Consider the following 17,629-nt stretch of genomic DNA (forward strand, 5'->3'; position numbering starts at 1 on the left):
CCGCCGCAGAGCCTCGCAGGAGCCCCATGGAGCAATTTCGCAATATCGGTATCATCGGACGCCTTGGCAGCTCGCAGGTGCTCGACACCATTCGCCGACTGAAAAAATTCCTCCTCGAGCGCCACCTGCATGTGATCCTCGAGGACACCATCGCTGAAGTCCTGCCCGGCCATGGCCTGCAGACGTCCACGCGCAAGCTGCTGGGCGAGGTCTGCGACCTGGTCATCGTCGTCGGCGGTGACGGCAGCCTGCTCGGCGCCGCCCGCGCCCTGGCCCGGCACAACATTCCGGTGCTGGGCATCAACCGCGGCAACCTGGGCTTTCTGACCGACATCCGCCCTGACGAGCTGGAAGAAAAGGTCGCCGAAGTGCTCGACGGCCACTACCTGGTGGAAAACCGCTTCCTGCTGCAAGCCGAAGTGCGCCGCCACCACGAGGCCATCGGCCAGGGCGATGCGCTCAATGACGTGGTCCTGCACCCTGGCAAGTCGACGCGGATGATCGAGTTCGAGATCTACATCGATGGCCAGTTCGTCTGCAGCCAGAAGGCCGACGGCCTGATCGTCGCCACCCCGACCGGCTCGACCGCCTATGCGTTGTCGGCTGGCGGCCCGATCATGCACCCCAAACTCGACGCCATCGTCATCGTGCCGATGTACCCGCATACCTTGTCGGGTCGGCCGATTGTGGTCGACGGCAACAGCGAGCTGAAGATCGTCGTGGCCAAGGACCTGCAGATCTACCCGCAGGTGTCGTGTGACGGCCAGAACCACTTCACCTGCGCCCCTGGCGACACCATCACGGTGAGCAAGAAGCCGCAGAAGCTGCGCCTGATCCACCCGCTGGACCACAATTACTACGAAGTGTGCCGTACCAAACTCGGCTGGGGCAGCCGCCTTGGAAGCAGGGACGACTGATGCTCGATCCGGCGCGAAGTTTCGACATCATCGGTGACGTGCATGGCTGTGCGCTGACCCTTGAACGCTTGCTCGACGCCCTCGGTTACAAGCGTGTGGCCGGCGTCTGGCGTCACCCGCGGCGCCAGGCATTGTTCCTGGGCGACATCGTCGACCGCGGCCCGCGTATCCGCGAGGCCTTGCACATCGTGCATGACATGGTCGAGACCGGTCAGGCGTTCTGCATCATGGGCAACCATGAATACAACGCCTTGGGCTGGGTCACCCCGGCGCTGCCCGGTAGCGGCAGGGCGCATGTGCGCGAACACACGCCACGCCACGCCCGGCTGATCGACGAGACCCTGACCCAGTTCGCCCACCACCCCGGCGACTGGCATGACTTCGTCAACTGGTTCTATGAGTTGCCGCTGTTCGTCGACGCCGGGCGTTTCCGTCTGGTGCATGCCTGCTGGGACCCACGGCTGATCGAGCCGCTGCGCCAGCAGTACCCGGACGGGCGTATCGACGCGCATTTCATCCAAGCCTCGGCAGTGCCTGGCAGTTTCGCCGCCACCGTGTGCAATCGCCTGCTGCGGGGCACCGACATGCGCCTGCCGGACGGCCTGACCCTGACCGGCGGCGATGGCCTGACCCGCGCCTTCTTCCGCACCAAGTTCTGGGAAGAAGACCCGCAAACCTATGGTGACATCGTGTTCCAGCCCGATGCCCTGCCGGAGGAAGTCGCCAGCACGCCACTGAGCCATATCCAGAAGAACGCCTTGCTGCGCTATGCCGAGGACGAGCCCTTGCTGTTCGTCGGCCATTACTGGCGCAGCGGGCGGCCGGCGCCGATCCGCGACAACCTGGCCTGCCTAGACTACAGCGCGGTGCTCTACGGCAAGCTGGCAGCCTATCGGCTGGATGATGAAACCCGTATCGACCCGCACAAGTTCGTCTGGGTCGACGTCGACCGCCCACAGGCCAATCAATGAACATAATCGAAGTGATGCGCCTGCCGTTGTCGGTCGACCTCAGCGGCTTCGTCCACCTGCTGCAACGCCTGCAGGTGCCGCACCGGGTCAGCGAAGAAGGTGAGGTCCAGGTCCTGTGGGCCCCGGACACGCTGGCCCAGGACGTGCTGCAACTCTACCAGCGCTATCCCGACGGTAACGCCGACCTTGAGCTTGCGCAGGCCCCTGTGGGGGCGGCTTTACCCGCGAATGCGCCCACACAGCCCTCCCTGAAGGACCAGATAAAAGCCTGCAAGGTCACCGCCGCGATTCTGCTGCTGTGCTTCATCGTTGCCGGCCTCACGGGCCTTGGCGAAAACTTCTCGACCATCGGCTGGTTCACCTTCCTCGATTTCCGCGTGCAGGGCGACTACCTGTACTTCACCCCACTGGCCCAGGGCCTCGCCGAAGGCCAGTGGTGGCGCCTGGTATCGCCCATGCTGCTGCATTTCGGCGTGCTGCACCTGGCCATGAACAGCCTGTGGTACTGGGAGCTGGGCAAGCGCATCGAACTGCGCCAGGGCCGGTGGCTACTGCTGGGCCTCACCCTGCTGTTCAGCCTGGTGTCCAACCTGGCCCAGCACTACACCAGTGGCCCGAGCCTGTTCGGCGGCCTGTCCGGTGTGCTCTACGGGCTGCTCGGGCATATCTGGCTGTACCAGTGGCTGGCGCCCAACCCGCATTTCAACCTGCCCAAAGGCGTGCTGGTGATGATGCTCATCTGGCTGGTGGTGTGCCTGACCGGGGTGGTCGGCCAGCTCGGCTTCGGCCAAATCGCCAACGCCGCCCACGTCGGCGGGCTGCTCATCGGATGCCTGACAGGGCTCTTGGGCGGCGGCATGGCCCGGCGTAAACTGTCGGCTTGAATTATGGAGACGCTATGTCCACTTTCGCGCAAATGATCGAAAACATTACCCCCGAGATCTACGAGAGCCTGAAAACGGCCGTAGAAATCGGTAAATGGTCCGACGGCCGCAAGCTCACTGCCGAGCAGAAAGAGCTGTCACTGCAGGCAGTGATCGCCTGGGAAATGAAAAACCTCCCCGAAGATCAGCGTACCGGCTACATGGGCCCGCAGGAGTGCGCGTCGAAGTCCGCGCCGATCGCTAACATTTTGTTCAAGTCGGACTCGGTACATTGATCGAACTCGCTCGTGGCTCTTTGAGCAAGATGGCGGTAAGCCTGGAAGCACCGCTGGTGCAGTACAGCTTTCGTCTGGATGACACGCAGGTGCCGGTCAACCCAATGATCGGCCAGCGCCTGCGTCTGGAATACCTCGGCGCCATTCACTGCAGCCATTGCGGCAAGCGCACCAAGACCAGCTTCAGCCAAGGCTACTGCTACCCGTGCATGACCAAGCTGGCCCAGTGCGACGTGTGCATCATGGCCCCGGAACGTTGCCACTATGACGCCGGCACTTGCCGCGAACCGTCCTGGGGCGAGCAGTTCTGCATGACCGACCACGTGGTCTACCTGGCCAACTCGTCAGGGGTCAAGGTCGGTATCACCCGCGCCACCCAACTGCCCACCCGCTGGCTTGACCAGGGTGCCAGCCAGGCGCTGCCGATCATGCGCGTGGCCACCCGCCAACAGTCGGGCCTGGTCGAAGACGTGCTGCGCAGCCAGGTACCTGACCGCACCAACTGGCGCGCACTGCTCAAGGGCGACGCCGAAGCGCTGGACCTGGTGGCCATTCGTGAACAGATCTTCGACGCCTGTGCCGACGGCCTGCGCGAACTGCAAGCGCGCTTTGGCCTGCAGGCGATCCAGCCGCTGCCGGATGCCGAAGTGGTGCAGATGCGTTACCCGGTCGAGGCCTACCCGACGAAGATCGTCAGCTTCAACCTGGACAAGAACCCGGTGGTGGAAGGTACGCTGCTGGGCATCAAGGGCCAGTACCTGATCTTCGACACCGGCGTGATCAATATTCGCAAGTACACGGCCTACCAGATGGCCGTGCTCCAGTAAAAAGGACCTGCACATGCGTACCGAACAACCGCAAGTGATCTACCTCAAGGACTACCAGGCGCCCGAGTACCTGATCGACGAGACGCACCTGACCTTCGAGCTGTTCGAGGACCACACCCTGGTCCATGCGCAACTGGTCATGCGCCGCAACCCGGCACGTGGTGCCGGTCTGCCGCCGTTGGTGCTCGACGGCCAGCAGCTTGAGCTGCTGCGTGCTTCGCTGGACGATGTCGAGCTGCAGGCGAGCGATTACCAGCTCGAAGCCGACAGCCTGACCGTGCACCCCACGGCCGAGCGCTTCACCCTCGACACCAGCGTGAAGATCCACCCCGAGAGCAACACCGCGCTGGAAGGCCTGTACAAGTCCGGCACGATGTTCTGCACCCAGTGCGAGGCCGAGGGCTTCCGCAAGATCACCTACTACCTCGACCGCCCTGACGTGATGAGCACCTTCACCACCACGGTGATCGCTGAGCAGCATCATTACCCGGTGCTGCTGTCCAACGGCAACCCGATCGGCAGCGGGCCGGCCGAAGACGGCCGCCACTGGGCGACCTGGGAAGACCCGTTCATGAAGCCGGCGTACCTGTTCGCGCTGGTGGCCGGTGACCTCTGGTGCGTCGAGGACAGTTTCACGCGCCAGTCCGGCCGCGACGTGACCCTGCGCATCTACGTCGAGCCCGAGAACATCGACAAGTGCGACCACGCCATGGTCAGCCTGAAGAAGTCCATGCGCTGGGATGAAGAAGTCTATGGCCGTGAGTACGACCTGGACATCTTCATGATCGTCGCGGTCAACGACTTCAACATGGGCGCCATGGAAAACAAGGGCCTGAACATCTTCAACTCCAGCTGCGTGCTGGCCCGCGCCGAAACCGCCACCGACGCCGCCCACCAGCGTGTCGAAGGCGTGGTCGCTCACGAGTACTTCCACAACTGGTCGGGCAACCGCGTCACCTGCCGCGACTGGTTCCAGCTGTCGCTCAAGGAAGGCTTCACGGTGTTCCGCGACGCCGAGTTCAGCGCCGACATGAACTCGCGCACGGTCAAGCGCATCGAGGACGTCGCCTACCTGCGCACCCATCAGTTCGCCGAAGACGCCGGCCCCATGGCCCACCCGGTGCGCCCGGACAGCTTCATCGAGATCTCCAACTTCTACACCCTCACCGTGTACGAGAAGGGGGCCGAAGTGGTGCGCATGGTCCGCACCCTGCTGGGCGCAGAGGGCTTCCGCAAGGGCAGCGACCTGTACTTTGAACGCCATGATGGCCAGGCGGTGACCACCGACGATTTCATCAAGGCCATGGAAGATGCCAACGGCGTCGACCTGACCCAGTTCAAGCGCTGGTACAGCCAGGCGGGCACGCCGCGTTTGGAGGTCAGCGAAGCCTATGACGCGGGTACCCAGGCCTATAGCCTGACTTTCCGCCAGAGCTGCCCGCCGACCCCGGACAAAGTCGAAAAGCTGCCATTCGTGATCCCGGTCGAGTTGGGCCTGCTGGATGCTGCAGGCAACGACCTGCCGCTGCGCCTGGCGGGTGAGGCCGCGGCTGGCGGCACCAGCCGTGTGCTGTCGGTGACCGAGGCCGAGCAGACCTTCACCTTCGAAGGCCTCACGGCCAAGCCGCTGCCCTCGCTGCTGCGGGGCTTCAGTGCGCCGGTGAAGCTGAGCTTCCCTTACGACCGCGACCAACTGATGTTCCTGATGCAACACGACAGCGATGGTTTCAACCGCTGGGAAGCTGGCCAGCAGTTGTCTGTTCAGGTGCTGCAGGAACTGATCGGCCAGCATCAGCGTGGCGAAGCGCTGAAGCTTGACCCGCGCCTGATCACTGCGTTGGGCACTGTGCTGGGCAACGCGTCGCTGGACGCTGCCATGGTCGCCGAGATGCTGTCGCTGCCGGGCGAGGCCTACCTCACCGAGATCAGCCAGGTGGCCGATGTCGATGCCATCCACGCCGCCCGCGAGTTCGCCCGCCAGCAGATCGCCGAGCAGCTGTTCGATGGCCTGTGGGCCCGCTACCAGGCGCACCGCGAGGTCTCGCGCACAACCGCTTACGTCGCCGCAGCCGAGCACTTCGCCCGCCGTAGCCTGCAGAACATCGCGCTGTCGTACCTGATGCAGAGCGGCAAGCCGCAGGTGCTGGAGGCGACGCTGGAGCAGTTCGACCAGTGCGATAACATGACCGAACGCCTGACCGCCCTGGCGGTACTGGTCAACTCGCCGTTCGAGGCCGAGCGGGCCAAGGCGCTGGAGACCTTCGCCGAACACTTCAAGGACAACCCGCTGGTCATGGACCAGTGGTTCAGCGTGCAGGCCGCCAGCTCGCTGCCGGGCGGGCTGGCGCGGGTCAAGGCGCTGATGCAGCACCCGGCGTTCACCTTGAAGAACCCGAACAAGGTGCGGGCGCTGGTCGGTGCGTTCGCTGGGCAGAACCTGGTCAACTTCCATGCGGCCGATGGCTCGGGCTATCGCTTCCTTGCGGACTTGGTGATCGAGCTGAATGCGCTGAACCCGCAGATTGCCTCGCGTCAACTGGCACCGCTGACCCGCTGGCGCAAGTATGACGCTGCGCGTCAGGCGTTGATGAAGGGTGAGCTGGAGCGGATTCTGGCTTCCGGGTCGCTGTCCAGTGATGTGTATGAAGTGGTGAGCAAGAGCCTGGCTTGAGTTCCCCATAGCCTGAACTGGCCCTTTCGCGGGACAAGCCCGCTCCTACAGGTACTGCGCAACACCTGTGGGAGCGGGCTTGTCCCGCGAAGCTTTTGGGCGGTTAACAAAACATAACGTCCCGCTCGTTGTATTCCCGCAACCTTCCCCGCTACGATCCCCTCAAGCTATTGCAGGCCTCTACCACAGGCTTTTCGCAGTACCTGCAAGGCATTGACCCACTAAGAAGAACACAACAGGGGACAGTCATGAGGGAGCAGCTAATGGCGCAGACCAGGCGTGGAGCCTGGCCGCTGGCCGCCGGTGCGATGCTGGCGCTGGCATTGGGCATGTGGACAGGCAGTGTCGAAGCCGCTGCCGCCGACGAATACTCGACCGAATCGGCCCAGGCCAGCCAGAGCCTGCTGATCGATGCTGCCCAGGCCGGCAAGCGCCTGGTAGTGGTCGGTGATCGCGGGCACATCCTGTTCTCCGACGACCAGGGCAAGACCTGGACCCAGGCCCGGGTACCCACCCGGCAACTGCTCACCGCCGTGTTCTTCCTCGACGACAAACGCGGCTGGGCGGTCGGCCATGACGCGCAGATCCTCGCCAGCACCGATGGCGGCGCGACCTGGAGCAAGCAGTTCGAAGACCTGTCCCGTGAAGCCCCGTTGCTTGATGTCACCTTCCTCGACGCCCAGCATGGCTTTGCCGTGGGCGCCTATGGCGCACTGCTGGAAACCACCGACGGCGGCCAGCACTGGCAGGACGTCGCCGAGCGGCTGGACAACGCCGACCAGTTTCACCTCAACGGCATTGCCGCAATCAAGGACGCCGGCCTGTTCATCGTTGGCGAGCAGGGCAGCATGTTCCGCTCCAGCGACAACGGCCAGAGCTGGTCCAAGGTCGAGGGCCCCTATGAGGGCTCGCTGTTCGGCGTGATCGGCACCGCCCAGCCACGGACGCTGTTGGCCTACGGCCTGCGCGGCAACCTGTTCCGTTCTACCGACTTCGGCGATAGCTGGCAGCCGATCGAGCTCAAGGCCGCGCGCGGCTCCCTCGAATTCGGCCTGGCAAGCGCTACGCTTGTCGATGATGGCAGCGTGGTGCTGGTCGGTAACGGCGGCAGTGTGTTGCGCAGCCATGACGACGGGCAGACCTTCAGCGTCTATAACCGTGCCGATCGCATTGCCCTGGCCGGCGTCACTGGCCTGACCACGGGCGGCTTGCTGCTGGTGGGGCAGGGCGGCGTGCACCTGGCCACCGCCGAAGGTGGCGACCAAGCTGCCAAGGAGCCACGTCCATGACCAGCAGGGAGAGCATCACCATGCACCCGCATCACCAGGACAAGGCTACGCTGCTCGAACGCCTGATCTTCAACAACCGCCCCGTGGTCATCGCCCTGTGCGTGCTGGTCAGCATCTTCCTGTTCTGGCAGGCCACGCAGATTCGGCCCTCGACCAGTTTCGAGAAGATGATCCCGCTCGAACACCCATTCATCGAGCAGATGATGGAGCACCGCAACGACCTGGCCAACCTTGGCAACACCGTGCGAATTTCGGTGGAGGCGGTCAACGGTGACATCTTCGACAAGGACTACATGGAGACCCTGCGCCAGATCCATGACGAGGTGTTCTATATCCCCGGTGTCGATCGCGCCGGGCTGAAGTCGCTGTGGAGCCCCAGCGTGCGCTGGACCGAGGTGACCGAAGAAGGCTTCTCCGGTGGCGAGGTGATCCCCAATACCTACAACGGCTCGGCCGAAAGCCTCGACGCGTTGCGCGACAACGTGCTCAAGTCCGGCCAGGTGGGGCGCCTGGTGGGTAACAACTTCAAGTCCAGCATCGTCGATGTGCCGTTGCTGGAGAGCTACCCCGACCCGCAGGACCAGGGTAAGCAGGTCAAGCTCGACTACCAGCAGTTCTCGCACCAGCTTGAAGAAAAGATCCGCGACAAGTTCCAGGCGCAGAACCCCAACGTGAAGATTCATATCGTCGGCTTCGCCAAAAAAGTCGGCGACCTGATCGACGGCCTGGTGATGGTGGCGTTGTTCTTCGGCGTGGCCCTGGGCATCACCTGGGTGCTGCTGTACTGGTTCACCTGGTGCATCCGCAGCACCATTGCCGTGCTCATCACCACCCTGGTGGCGGTGGTCTGGCAACTGGGGTTGATGCATGCGGTGGGCTTCGGCCTGGACCCGTACTCGATGCTGGTGCCCTTCCTGATCTTTGCCATCGGCATTTCCCACGGGGTGCAGAAGATCAACGGCATCGCCCTGCAGTCGAGCGACGCCGACAATGCCCTGACCGCTGCCCGGCGCACCTTCCGCCAACTGTTCCTGCCGGGGATGATCGCCATCCTCGCCGACGCGGTGGGCTTCATCACCCTGCTGATTATCGACATCGGGGTCATCCGCGAGCTGGCCATCGGCGCTTCGATCGGTGTGGCGGTGATTGTCTTTACCAACCTCATTTTGCTGCCGGTGGCGATTTCCTACGTCGGCATCAGCAAGAAGGCCGTCGAGCGCAGCAAGAAGGATGCGACCCGCGAGCACCCGTTCTGGCGCCTGCTGTCGAACTTCGCCAGTGCCAAAGTGGCGCCGGTGTCTGTTGCCTTGGCCCTGGTGATGTTCGCCGGTGGCCTCTGGTACAGCCAGAACCTGAAAATCGGCGACCTCGACCAGGGCGCGCCGGAACTGCGCCCGGACTCGCGCTACAACCAGGACAACAACTTCATCATCAGCAACTACTCGACCAGCTCGGACGTGCTGGTGATCATGGTCAAGACGCCGTCGGAAAGTTGCTCGATCCACTCGACCATGGCACCGATAGACGAGCTGATGTGGACCATGGAAAACACCCCGGGCGTGCAGTCGGCGATCTCGTTGGTGACCGTGTCCAAGCAGGTGATCAAGGGCATGAACGAGGGCAGCCTGAAATGGGAGACCCTGTCGCGCAACCCGGACATCCTCAACAATTCCATCGCCCGCGCCGACGGCCTGTACAACGCCGATTGCTCGCTGGCGCCGGTGCTGGTGTTCCTCAACGACCACAAGGCCGAGACCCTGGAGCGGGTCACCGCCGCAGCCAAGGCCTTTGCCGACAGCCATAACAAGGAGGGCTTGCAGTTCCTGCTGGCGGCGGGCAACGCTGGGATCGAGGCGGCCACCAACGAGGTGATCAAGTCGGCCGAACTGACCATTCTGGTGCTGGTGTACATCTGCGTCGCAGTCATGTGCCTGATCACCTTCCGCTCGTTCGCGGCGACCCTGTGCATCGTCCTGCCGCTGGTGCTGACCTCGGTGCTGGGTAATGCGCTGATGGCCTACATGGGCATTGGTGTGAAGGTCGCGACGTTGCCGGTGGTGGCCTTGGGTGTGGGCATTGGCGTGGACTACGGCATCTACATCTACAGCCGTCTGGAAAGCTTCCTGCGCGCAGGCCTGCCGTTGCAGGAGGCTTATTACCAAACCCTGCGTTCGACCGGCAAGGCGGTGTTGTTCACCGGGTTGTGCCTGGCAATTGGCGTGTGCACCTGGATCTTCTCGGCCATCAAGTTCCAGGCCGACATGGGCCTGATGCTGACCTTCATGCTGCTGTGGAACATGTTCGGTGCGCTGTGGCTGCTGCCGGCGCTGGCGCGGTTCCTGATCAAGCCGGAGAAGATGGTGGGCAAGGAGGGCGGGTCTATTTTCGCCCATTGATTGCAGGGGGCCGCTTTGCGGCCCCACAGTAGGTGCAGCTCGTCAGGTAGGCGCTGTACTTGTGGGAGCGGCCTTGCGTCGCGATGGGCTGCACAGCAGCCCCAGGGTTATAATGCCGCCACATTTCAAATTGGTACCCCCATGTCCCCCCTCGCCACCGCCCTCGCATCCTGCGACATGCTGCTGATCGATGGCCTGCACGCCTTCGACTTCACGTCCAACGAAACCGGCCTCACCGTCGAATGCATGGATGGCCGCCAGCTCCGTCGCTGGGCCTTCACCCCCGAACAGGTCGCCGCCGCCATTGCCAGCGGTGACGAGTGGCAGCTAAACGATGCCCAGGGCGAGCATCGTCTAGTCTGTATGAGTGCCTTTCGCGCCCCGGATGAAGACCACGATGAACCGGACCTGGACGAGCCTGCTGACCGCTAGCCTCATGACCCTGACCCTCAACGCCCAGGCTGCCACACTGCTGGTGGGCAGCTACACCGATGGTGCGAGCCAAGGTATCTACCGTTACCAGTTCGACAGCAAGAGCGGCCATATCGACCCCACGCCGCAGCAGGTGGTCAAGAGCGTCAGCCCCTCCTGGTTGGTGCTCTCGGCCGACCAGCGCCAACTGTTTGCGGTCAACGAAACCGCGCAGGGGCACGTCAGCAGTTTCAGCCTGAGCAGCAAGGGCCAGATCAAACCGCTGAACCAGGTGGCCACCCGGGGCGACGAGCCAACCCACGCCAGCCTCAGTCGTGACCAGCGCTACCTGTTCGTTGCCAACTACGCTGTCCAGCCAAACCCCGGCGGCAGCCTGGTGGTGATCCCGGTGGCCAAGGACGGCAAGCTCAAGGATGTGGTGCAGCAGGCCCGGCACACACCAAGCGGCGTAAATCCCGAACGCCAGGCCGGTGCCCATGTGCACTCGCTGGTGCTGTCGCCGGATGGCCAGCACCTGTATGCCTGCGACCTGGGCGCCGACAAGGTGTTTATCTATCGCTACGATGGCGCCAGCGCGGACCATCCGCTGACCCCGGCAATTCCCGCTTCGGTGGCCTTGCCGCCGGGCAGCGGCCCGCGCCACCTGCTGTTCGACGCCAAGGGGCGACACGCTTACCTGACCCTGGAAATGAGCGCCGAGGTGGTGATGTTCGATGCCCAGGACGGCAACCTCGTCGAGCGTCAGCGCCTGCCGCTGACGCAGAGCCAGGAGGCTGCGGCCAAAGCGGCTGGCGGCTTGCACCTGTCGGCGGATGGGCGTTTCCTGTATGTGAGCAATCGCGGCACGGCCAACGAGATCGTGGCGTTCAGCGTGGGCAAGGACGATGGCCAGTTGGCGTTGTTGCAGCGCCGTTCGGTCGAGGGCGATCACCCTCGGGAATTTGCCCTCGACCCTAGCGACAACTTCCTCCTGGTAGCCAACCAGAAGAGCAACCAGATCGTGGTCATGCGCCGCGACCCGCGTACCGGCGAGCTCGGTGATACGGTACAGACGCTGACCCAGGATGCGCCGTCGGACTTGAAATTCATCGAGTGACGATCTCAAGGGCTGTCTCAGCGACTATCGATCAGCGTGATAATGGTTACTGTCGCAATGAATTTCTAGGCGCGACCTTGGCGGCGTAAGTTTGACCCAAGGCCCAGAAGGGCCAACGTCAAACCACCGCAGTCGAGGTCAGCCCACATGAACTTCAATCTCTTCCCGGTCATCGCCGCATCCGCCATTTCCGCTTCGGTCGTGCTGCCAGCGCATGCCCATGCTGACAACAGCAGCAAGGCGTCCGCTACCCACAGCTATACCGAGCAGTACCTGCGTCAGAGCGCGAATTTTTATGCGGCGTTGAGTGGCAAGCACAGTCACTGACACGCCTGTGAGCACTGAACCCGTGGGCGCGGGCTTGCCCGCTCCCACAGGTTTCGCGCCGAGTCTGATAGCTATCGCGCCATTACCGCCTTGAACAGATCCGACGCCAGCCACCCCTCCAGCCAGCTCCGCACCCGCGGATAAGCCGCCTCGGCGAACCACTGCGGTTCGACCCCGGCAAACTGGCGCATCAGGGGCAGCAAGGCGGCATCGGCCAGGCTCGGGTGATCGGCCAGCAGGTAAGCACGCCCTTCAAGCAAGCCTTCGAGCTCTACCAACCAAGCTTCAGCCTGCTGGCGGTAGTGCTCGCGGGTATGTTCGGGGTAACGCTCGGCGTACTTGTACAGGTTCACCTGCGCCTTGAACGTGCTGTCGTTACGGGCGATCAGCGCCTCGGCCTGTTGCGCCGCCGCAGGGTTGGCCAGTAGCCGCCAATCCTGTGGGTCGTTGCGTTGCAGCGCCCAGCGCATGATGTCCAGGCTCTCTTCCAACACGCTCGCACCGGTGTCCAGCACCGGCACCGTGCCCTTGGGCGACAAGGCCAGTAGTGCGGCGGGCTTGTTCTTCATCGCCACTTCCTCGATCTTCACCTCGCACCCGGCGTAGCGCAGGGCCAGGCGCGCGCGCATGGCCCAGGGGCAGCGGCGGAACGAGTAGAGGATCACCCGCACACCTCGACGTCGCTCAGGCCGTTGCCCTGGCGGCGCACCTGGATCTGCACCGGAATGCGTTCATGCATCTCTTGCACGTGGGAGATCACCGCGACCTTGCGCCCTTGTGCCTGCAGGCCGTCGAGGGCATCCATGGCCAGTTGCAGCGACTCAGGGTCGAGGCTACCAAAGCCTTCGTCGATGAACAGCGATTCGATACGCAGGGTGCTCGACGCCATCGACGCCAGGCCCAGGGCCAGGGCCAGCGAGACCAGGAAGGTTTCACCCCCTGACAGCGAATGCACCGAGCGCAGCTCATCGCCCATCTCGGTGTCCAGCACCAGCAGGCCGAGGGCGCTGCCGCCACGCTTGAGGCGATAACGACGCGCCAGCTGACGCAACTGGCTGTTGGCATGGTGCAGCAGCAGGTCGAGGTTGTAACCCTGGGCGATCTTGCGGAAGACGTCGCCGGAGGCCGAACCGATCAATGCATTGAGGCGCGCCCAGCGCTGCCACTGTTGGTGGGCCTGTTCGATTTCCTCAGCCAGCGCCTGGTACGCCTGTTGGCGGCGCTGGTCCTCAGCCTGGGCGGCGCGCAGTTCGGCGCACTGCTGTTCATGGTTGGCGAGCAATTGGCGCAGTTCAGCGAGGGACTGCTCCAGCGCCTCGGCCGTGGCCTCGACGTTGGCTTGCGCGGCATGTTGCTGCAGCCGCTGTGCGCGTTCCTGCAACAGCACGCGGCCTTGTTCGATAGCCTTTTGCGCCGCTTGCAGGCACTGGCGCAGTTCGCCCACGTGCGCATCGTCCATGGCCAACAGGCGGTCGAGGCCACTGTCGTCGAGCTCGGGGTGTTCGGCGCGCCATTGGGCGATTTCACCCTGCAGTTGCTGGTGTTCGTGTTCCAGCGTCTGCTGGCGGGCGAGGTTGGCCTTGAGCTCGCCGGCCAGTTGCAGGGCTTGCGTACGGGCCTGTTGCAAGCGCTCGGCGGTCTCGGCTTCGCCTGCGCGGGCTTGCTCCACCTGTTGCTCCAGTTGGCGCTGCCAGTCTTCGGCGCGCGCGTGTTCGCCCAACAGCGCGGCCAGTGCGGCGCGGGCCTTGGCCATCTGCTCGGCCAACCCGCTGATCTGCTGTTGCAGTTCCTGCTGGCGTTGGACGCGGGTTTGCTGCTGGTCGTGCAGGCGCTCCAGTTGTTGCAGGCGTTGCTGTTGTTCGTGCAGTTCGTCCTTCTGCTGGTCCAGCTGTTGCTGGCGCTGGGCGATCTGCTGGTCGAGGCTGAGGAACGCGTGCGCCGGCTCATCGCGCAGGGCCTGCAGCACAGGGGGCGGCAGCAAGGTCGCGAAATCGGCCAGGGCCTGTTCGAGGCGCTCCTGGTCGGCGGCCAGGGCCTGGTGCTGCTGGTCCAGGCGGCGTTGCGCCTGCTGTTGGGCTTCGCTGGCGTTTTGCAGTTGCTGGTTGAGGCGGGCAGCGTCTCTTTGCAGGGTCAGCAGGGTGGCCTGGCGTTGTTCGTCGCGACCGATTTCCTGGTCGAGGCGGCGCAGCTGGCTGTCCAGCCAGGCACTGCGGGCCTTTTCGTCATGGGCACTGAGGGCGGGCCACAAGGCGTGGGCGGCCAGTTGCTCGGCCAACGGCTGCAACTGCTCGTTCAGTTGCCCCTGCTGGTGCTGATACTCCTTGATCTGGCCATTGACCACACCCACCTGGGTGCGCAGCTCGATCAGGCGGGTGTTGAATTGCTCAACCTGCGCCAGGGCCGTGGCTTCCTCGGCCTGGTCATGCCGGCCAAGGCTCTGCAGCAACGCTTCGGGCTGATGGAACGGGTGTTCTGCGCTGCCGCATACCGGGCACGGTTCGCCATCGCGCAACTGCGCCCGCAGTTCCTCGACGCTGGTGTTGCGTGCCAGGCGCTGACGTTCCAGCAGTTGCCGGGTCAGTGTCAGCGCCTGCTCGGCGGCCTCCAGCTCGGCCTTGGCGGCGGTGCCTTCGCCAATCAGTTGCTGGCGTTGCTGCAGGGCCTGCTGCTGGCGTTCGCGCAGCGAGTGGATAGCCTGTTGCAGCTCTTGCTCGCGGCCATGCAGGCGGGACAGTTCTTCCACGGCGCGTTGTTGCTTGCGGTTTTCCTGCAGCATGCCACCCAGCAGGTCGAGCTGCTCGGCCAGGGCCTGGGGCTCTGCTGCGGCCTCGCGGAACAGCACCTCAAGGGCGTCGCGCTGTTCCTGCAGTTGCGCATTGGCCTGGCTGGCCTGGGCCTGCAGCCCCGGCAGTTCTTCACGGCCGTGGTTCAGGCGGTTGCCGATCTGCAGCAACTGTTGCAGCTGCGGGCGATAGGCCTGCCAGGCACTGGTGAGGGCGGCCAGGGGGGTACTTTCGGCCAGGGCTGCGTCGATCTGCACCAGTTGCTGCTGGCCGCGCTGCTGCTGTTCTTCAAGCTGCTGCAGCTGTTGTTGCAGCTCGGCGGCAGCCAGGTCGGCCTGCTGGCCGGTCTCGCGAACTTTACCCAGTTCCTGTTCCAGGCGGGTGAGGGTGTCCTGCTCGGCGAACGCCTGGCGCAAGCGCGGGGCGTTTTCGCCCTGGCTGGCCTGGGCCTGGGTCAGCGCTTGGCGTGCGGCTTCGAGTGCCTGCTCAAGTTCGCCGGTACGGCCTTGCAGGTCGTTTTGCTGGCGCTGTTGTTCGCTGACCGCGCTGGCCAGTGGCGCGAGCTGCGCCGCCAAGGCCTGCTGACGGTGGAACTGGTGGCGCTGGGGCGCCAGGCGATCCAGGCGTTGCAGGTCCAGGCGCTGTTCGGCCAGTTGCTCCCAGGCCTGTTCAGCGGCGTGCAGGGTTGCGCTGGCTTCGGCCTGCTGAACCTGCAACTGGCACTGTTCATTGAGCCAGGCACGTTGTTGTTCCAGCTGGCGCTCACGCGCCTGGTCGGCCTTGAACTGTTGCTGCGCCTGCTCCAGGCGCTGGTCGAGTTCGGCGCGGGCTTCGGTGAGCATGGGCAGCAGGTGGCTGGCACGGTCTTTCAGGGCATTGCGCGTTTCGCCGGCCTCGCGGGCCTTGCTGAAGGCGCGCTGGCCAAGGCGGGTATAGATCGCCGTGTTGGTGAGCTTTTCCAGCAGCTCGCTGCGTTCCTTGTCGTCGGCCTTGAGGAAGGCGCCGAACTCGCTCTGGGCCAGCATCACCGCACGGGTGAACTGCTCGAAGTTAAGGCCCAGGCGTGCTTCGACCAGTTGCTTGTATTCATTCTTGCCGCTGGCCAGGACCTGCTCGCTGTCCAGGTCATAGAAGCTCTGGCGGCTGTGTTGCAGCTTGCCGTTAGCCTTGTCACGGGCGCGGTTGGCTTCCCAGCGGGCGCGGTAGCGACGGCCATCGATGCCGACGAAGTCGACTTCGGCAAAGCCGCTGCCCGTGCCCCGGCGCACCAGGTTACGCGGGTCGGAAGTCGGAATTTCGCCGTCGGCGTCCGGCACCTTGGCTTCGCGGCCGATGTCGTTGAGCCGCGGGACGGTGCCGAACAGGGCCAGGCACAGGGCATCGAGCAGCGTGCTTTTGCCGGCACCGGTAGGCCCGGTGATGGCGAACAGGCCGGCGCTGGCCAGGGGTTCGGCGGTGAAATCGATGTCGATCGGGCCGGCCAGGGATGCCAGGTTCTTCAGGCGGATGGCGAGAATCTTCATGGCTGTTCCTCTTCCAGCTGGACGTCCTGCAGCAGCAGGGCGAAGTCGGCCAGGGCCTGTTCATCGGCGGGGTTGCCGTAGGCCTGTTCCCAGGCGCGGCTGAACAGGTCCTGCGGGGTCATCTGGGACAGTTCGACGAACGCCAGCGCGTCGTCCTCGGCACTGGCGCGCCCGGCGTATTCGGCGCCGATGCGGATCAGCCGCACGGCCTTGCCCTGCAGGGCGCCTTCGATCTGCTGGCGCAGGTCGGGCTGCGGTTCGTCCAGCACCACGCGCACTTCGAGCCAGGGCTGGCGATTGGGGTCTTCGAGCAGGTCGATCACCGGCAGTTCGGCCAGTTGTTCGAGCAACTCGCCGAGCGGCGCCGGGCCGATGCGCTGCAGGGCCACGGCGCGGGGCACCAGGCGCGGTTCGACGCTGACCAGCTCGGCGCCGTCCAGCTCAACCTCCAGCACCTGGTGGGGGTAGTTGATTTCGGCGAACGACAGCGGGATCGGCGAGCCGCTGTAGCGAATGCGTTCTTCGCGGTTGACCTTCTGCGGCTTGTGCAGGTGGCCCAGGGCGACATAGCTGATGGCCTTGTCGAACAGCTTGGCCGGCAAGGCTTCGGCATTGCCGATGATCAGGCTGCGCTCGGAGTCCTCCGACACCGCGCCTCCGGCCATGTGGGCATGGCTGATGGCGACCAGGGCCTGGTCCTTCTTGCGCTTTTGCTGGGCTGCGGCAATCAGTTGCTGGTGCACCTGGGTGATGCCTTGCAGGTAGTCGTCACCCAACTGCGGGCCGGTGACTTCCGCCGGGCGCAGGAAGGGCAGGGCCAGGCACCAGGCGCAGACCTTGCCGCGGGCGTTGGTCAGCGGGATCAGCAGGCGCTCGGCATCCAGCTGGCCTTCGTCGAGCCAGTGCACACGGCCCAGGGCGTGGGTGCGCAGGCGGCGCATGAGCGCTGCAGGCAGTTCGATGCGGGAGCCGGAGTCGTGGTTGCCGGCGATCATCACGATGTCCAGCTTGGGCTGTTGCTCATGCGCCTGGACGATGAAGTCGTAGAGGCGTTCCTGGGCTTTTACCGGTGGGTTGACCGTGTCGAAGATGTCGCCGGCGATCAGCAGCGCATCCGGCTGGCGCAGGTGCAGCTGGCTGAGCAGCCAGTCGAGGAAGCAGGCGTGTTCGAAGTCGCGTTCCTGGCCGTGCAGGCTTTGGCCCAGGTGCCAGTCGGAGGTATGAAACAGACGCATGGA

At 64.4% G+C, this 17,629-nt stretch carries 14 protein-coding genes; 11 read left to right on the top strand and 3 right to left on the bottom strand.

Features of this window, described 5'->3' with window-relative positions:
• The first annotated feature begins 26 nt into the window (after positions 1-26).
• From ACSSU5_RS18200 to ACSSU5_RS18250, 11 genes are all read left to right on the top strand, one after another.
• Complete coding sequence (locus ACSSU5_RS18200) at positions 27-917, top strand: NAD(+) kinase (RefSeq protein ID WP_027596710.1); 891 nt, start codon at positions 27-29, stop codon at positions 915-917.
• A complete protein-coding gene (locus tag ACSSU5_RS18205; RefSeq protein WP_492559436.1) occupies positions 917-1,888 on the top strand; it encodes a metallophosphoesterase in 972 nt (323 codons plus the stop codon). The genes ACSSU5_RS18200 and ACSSU5_RS18205 overlap by 1 nt, the downstream gene beginning before the upstream one ends.
• Complete coding sequence (locus ACSSU5_RS18210; RefSeq protein ID WP_492559437.1) at positions 1,885-2,772, top strand: rhomboid family intramembrane serine protease; 888 nt, start codon at positions 1,885-1,887, stop codon at positions 2,770-2,772. Before ACSSU5_RS18205 ends, ACSSU5_RS18210 begins: the two co-directional genes overlap by 4 nt.
• A 14-nt stretch (positions 2,773-2,786) precedes the next feature.
• The gene (locus ACSSU5_RS18215; RefSeq protein ID WP_051099822.1) at positions 2,787-3,047 is read left to right on the top strand and encodes a YeaC family protein; all 261 of its coding nucleotides are present in this window, start codon (positions 2,787-2,789) and stop codon (positions 3,045-3,047) included.
• Positions 3,044-3,874 carry a DUF2797 domain-containing protein gene (locus tag ACSSU5_RS18220; RefSeq protein WP_264309666.1) on the top strand — a complete coding sequence of 277 codons (831 nt, stop codon included), beginning with the start codon at positions 3,044-3,046 and terminating at the stop codon, positions 3,872-3,874. Before ACSSU5_RS18215 ends, ACSSU5_RS18220 begins: the two co-directional genes overlap by 4 nt.
• Positions 3,875-3,887: 13 nt before the next feature.
• Positions 3,888-6,545: an aminopeptidase N gene (gene pepN, locus ACSSU5_RS18225; RefSeq protein WP_264309665.1), complete on the top strand. Its 2,658-nt coding sequence runs from the start codon at positions 3,888-3,890 to the stop codon at positions 6,543-6,545.
• A 248-nt stretch (positions 6,546-6,793) separates the two neighbouring features.
• Positions 6,794-7,834, top strand: a complete 1,041-nt coding sequence (locus ACSSU5_RS18230; protein ID WP_492559438.1) for a YCF48-related protein — start codon at positions 6,794-6,796, stop codon at positions 7,832-7,834.
• 20 nt (positions 7,835-7,854) lie between these two features.
• The gene (locus tag ACSSU5_RS18235) at positions 7,855-10,230 is read left to right on the top strand and encodes an efflux RND transporter permease subunit (RefSeq protein ID WP_264313954.1); all 2,376 of its coding nucleotides are present in this window, start codon (positions 7,855-7,857) and stop codon (positions 10,228-10,230) included.
• Positions 10,231-10,371: 141 nt separating this feature from the next.
• Entirely contained in the window at positions 10,372-10,662 is a 291-nt protein-coding gene (locus ACSSU5_RS18240) for a DUF5629 family protein (protein WP_264309663.1), read from the top strand.
• Positions 10,628-11,758 (top strand): lactonase family protein, encoded by a 1,131-nt coding sequence (locus ACSSU5_RS18245; protein WP_492559439.1) that lies wholly within the window; start codon positions 10,628-10,630, stop codon positions 11,756-11,758. Before ACSSU5_RS18240 ends, ACSSU5_RS18245 begins: the two co-directional genes overlap by 35 nt.
• Positions 11,759-11,905: 147 nt before the next feature.
• On the top strand, positions 11,906-12,085 hold the full coding sequence (locus ACSSU5_RS18250) for a hypothetical protein (protein WP_264309661.1): 180 nt from the start codon (positions 11,906-11,908) through the stop codon (positions 12,083-12,085).
• A gap of 71 nt (positions 12,086-12,156) precedes the next feature.
• Here the strand turns inward: ACSSU5_RS18250 and ACSSU5_RS18255 are convergent, their stop codons facing one another.
• From ACSSU5_RS18255 to ACSSU5_RS18265, 3 genes are read right to left on the bottom strand one after another with little or no spacing between them, the layout of a single operon-like run.
• Positions 12,157-12,750 carry a glutathione S-transferase gene (locus ACSSU5_RS18255; protein ID WP_492559440.1) on the bottom strand — a complete coding sequence of 198 codons (594 nt, stop codon included), beginning with the start codon at positions 12,748-12,750 and terminating at the stop codon, positions 12,157-12,159.
• The gene (locus tag ACSSU5_RS18260) at positions 12,747-16,391 is read right to left on the bottom strand and encodes an AAA family ATPase (protein ID WP_492559441.1); all 3,645 of its coding nucleotides are present in this window, start codon (positions 16,389-16,391) and stop codon (positions 12,747-12,749) included. The genes ACSSU5_RS18255 and ACSSU5_RS18260 overlap by 4 nt, the downstream gene beginning before the upstream one ends.
• The gene (locus tag ACSSU5_RS18265) at positions 16,388-17,626 is read right to left on the bottom strand and encodes an exonuclease SbcCD subunit D C-terminal domain-containing protein (RefSeq protein WP_264309658.1); all 1,239 of its coding nucleotides are present in this window, start codon (positions 17,624-17,626) and stop codon (positions 16,388-16,390) included. The genes ACSSU5_RS18260 and ACSSU5_RS18265 overlap by 4 nt, the downstream gene beginning before the upstream one ends.
• Positions 17,627-17,629 lie beyond the last annotated feature (3 nt).

The sequence above is a fragment of the Pseudomonas sp. E1MeOHC2 genome, assembly GCF_058745025.1.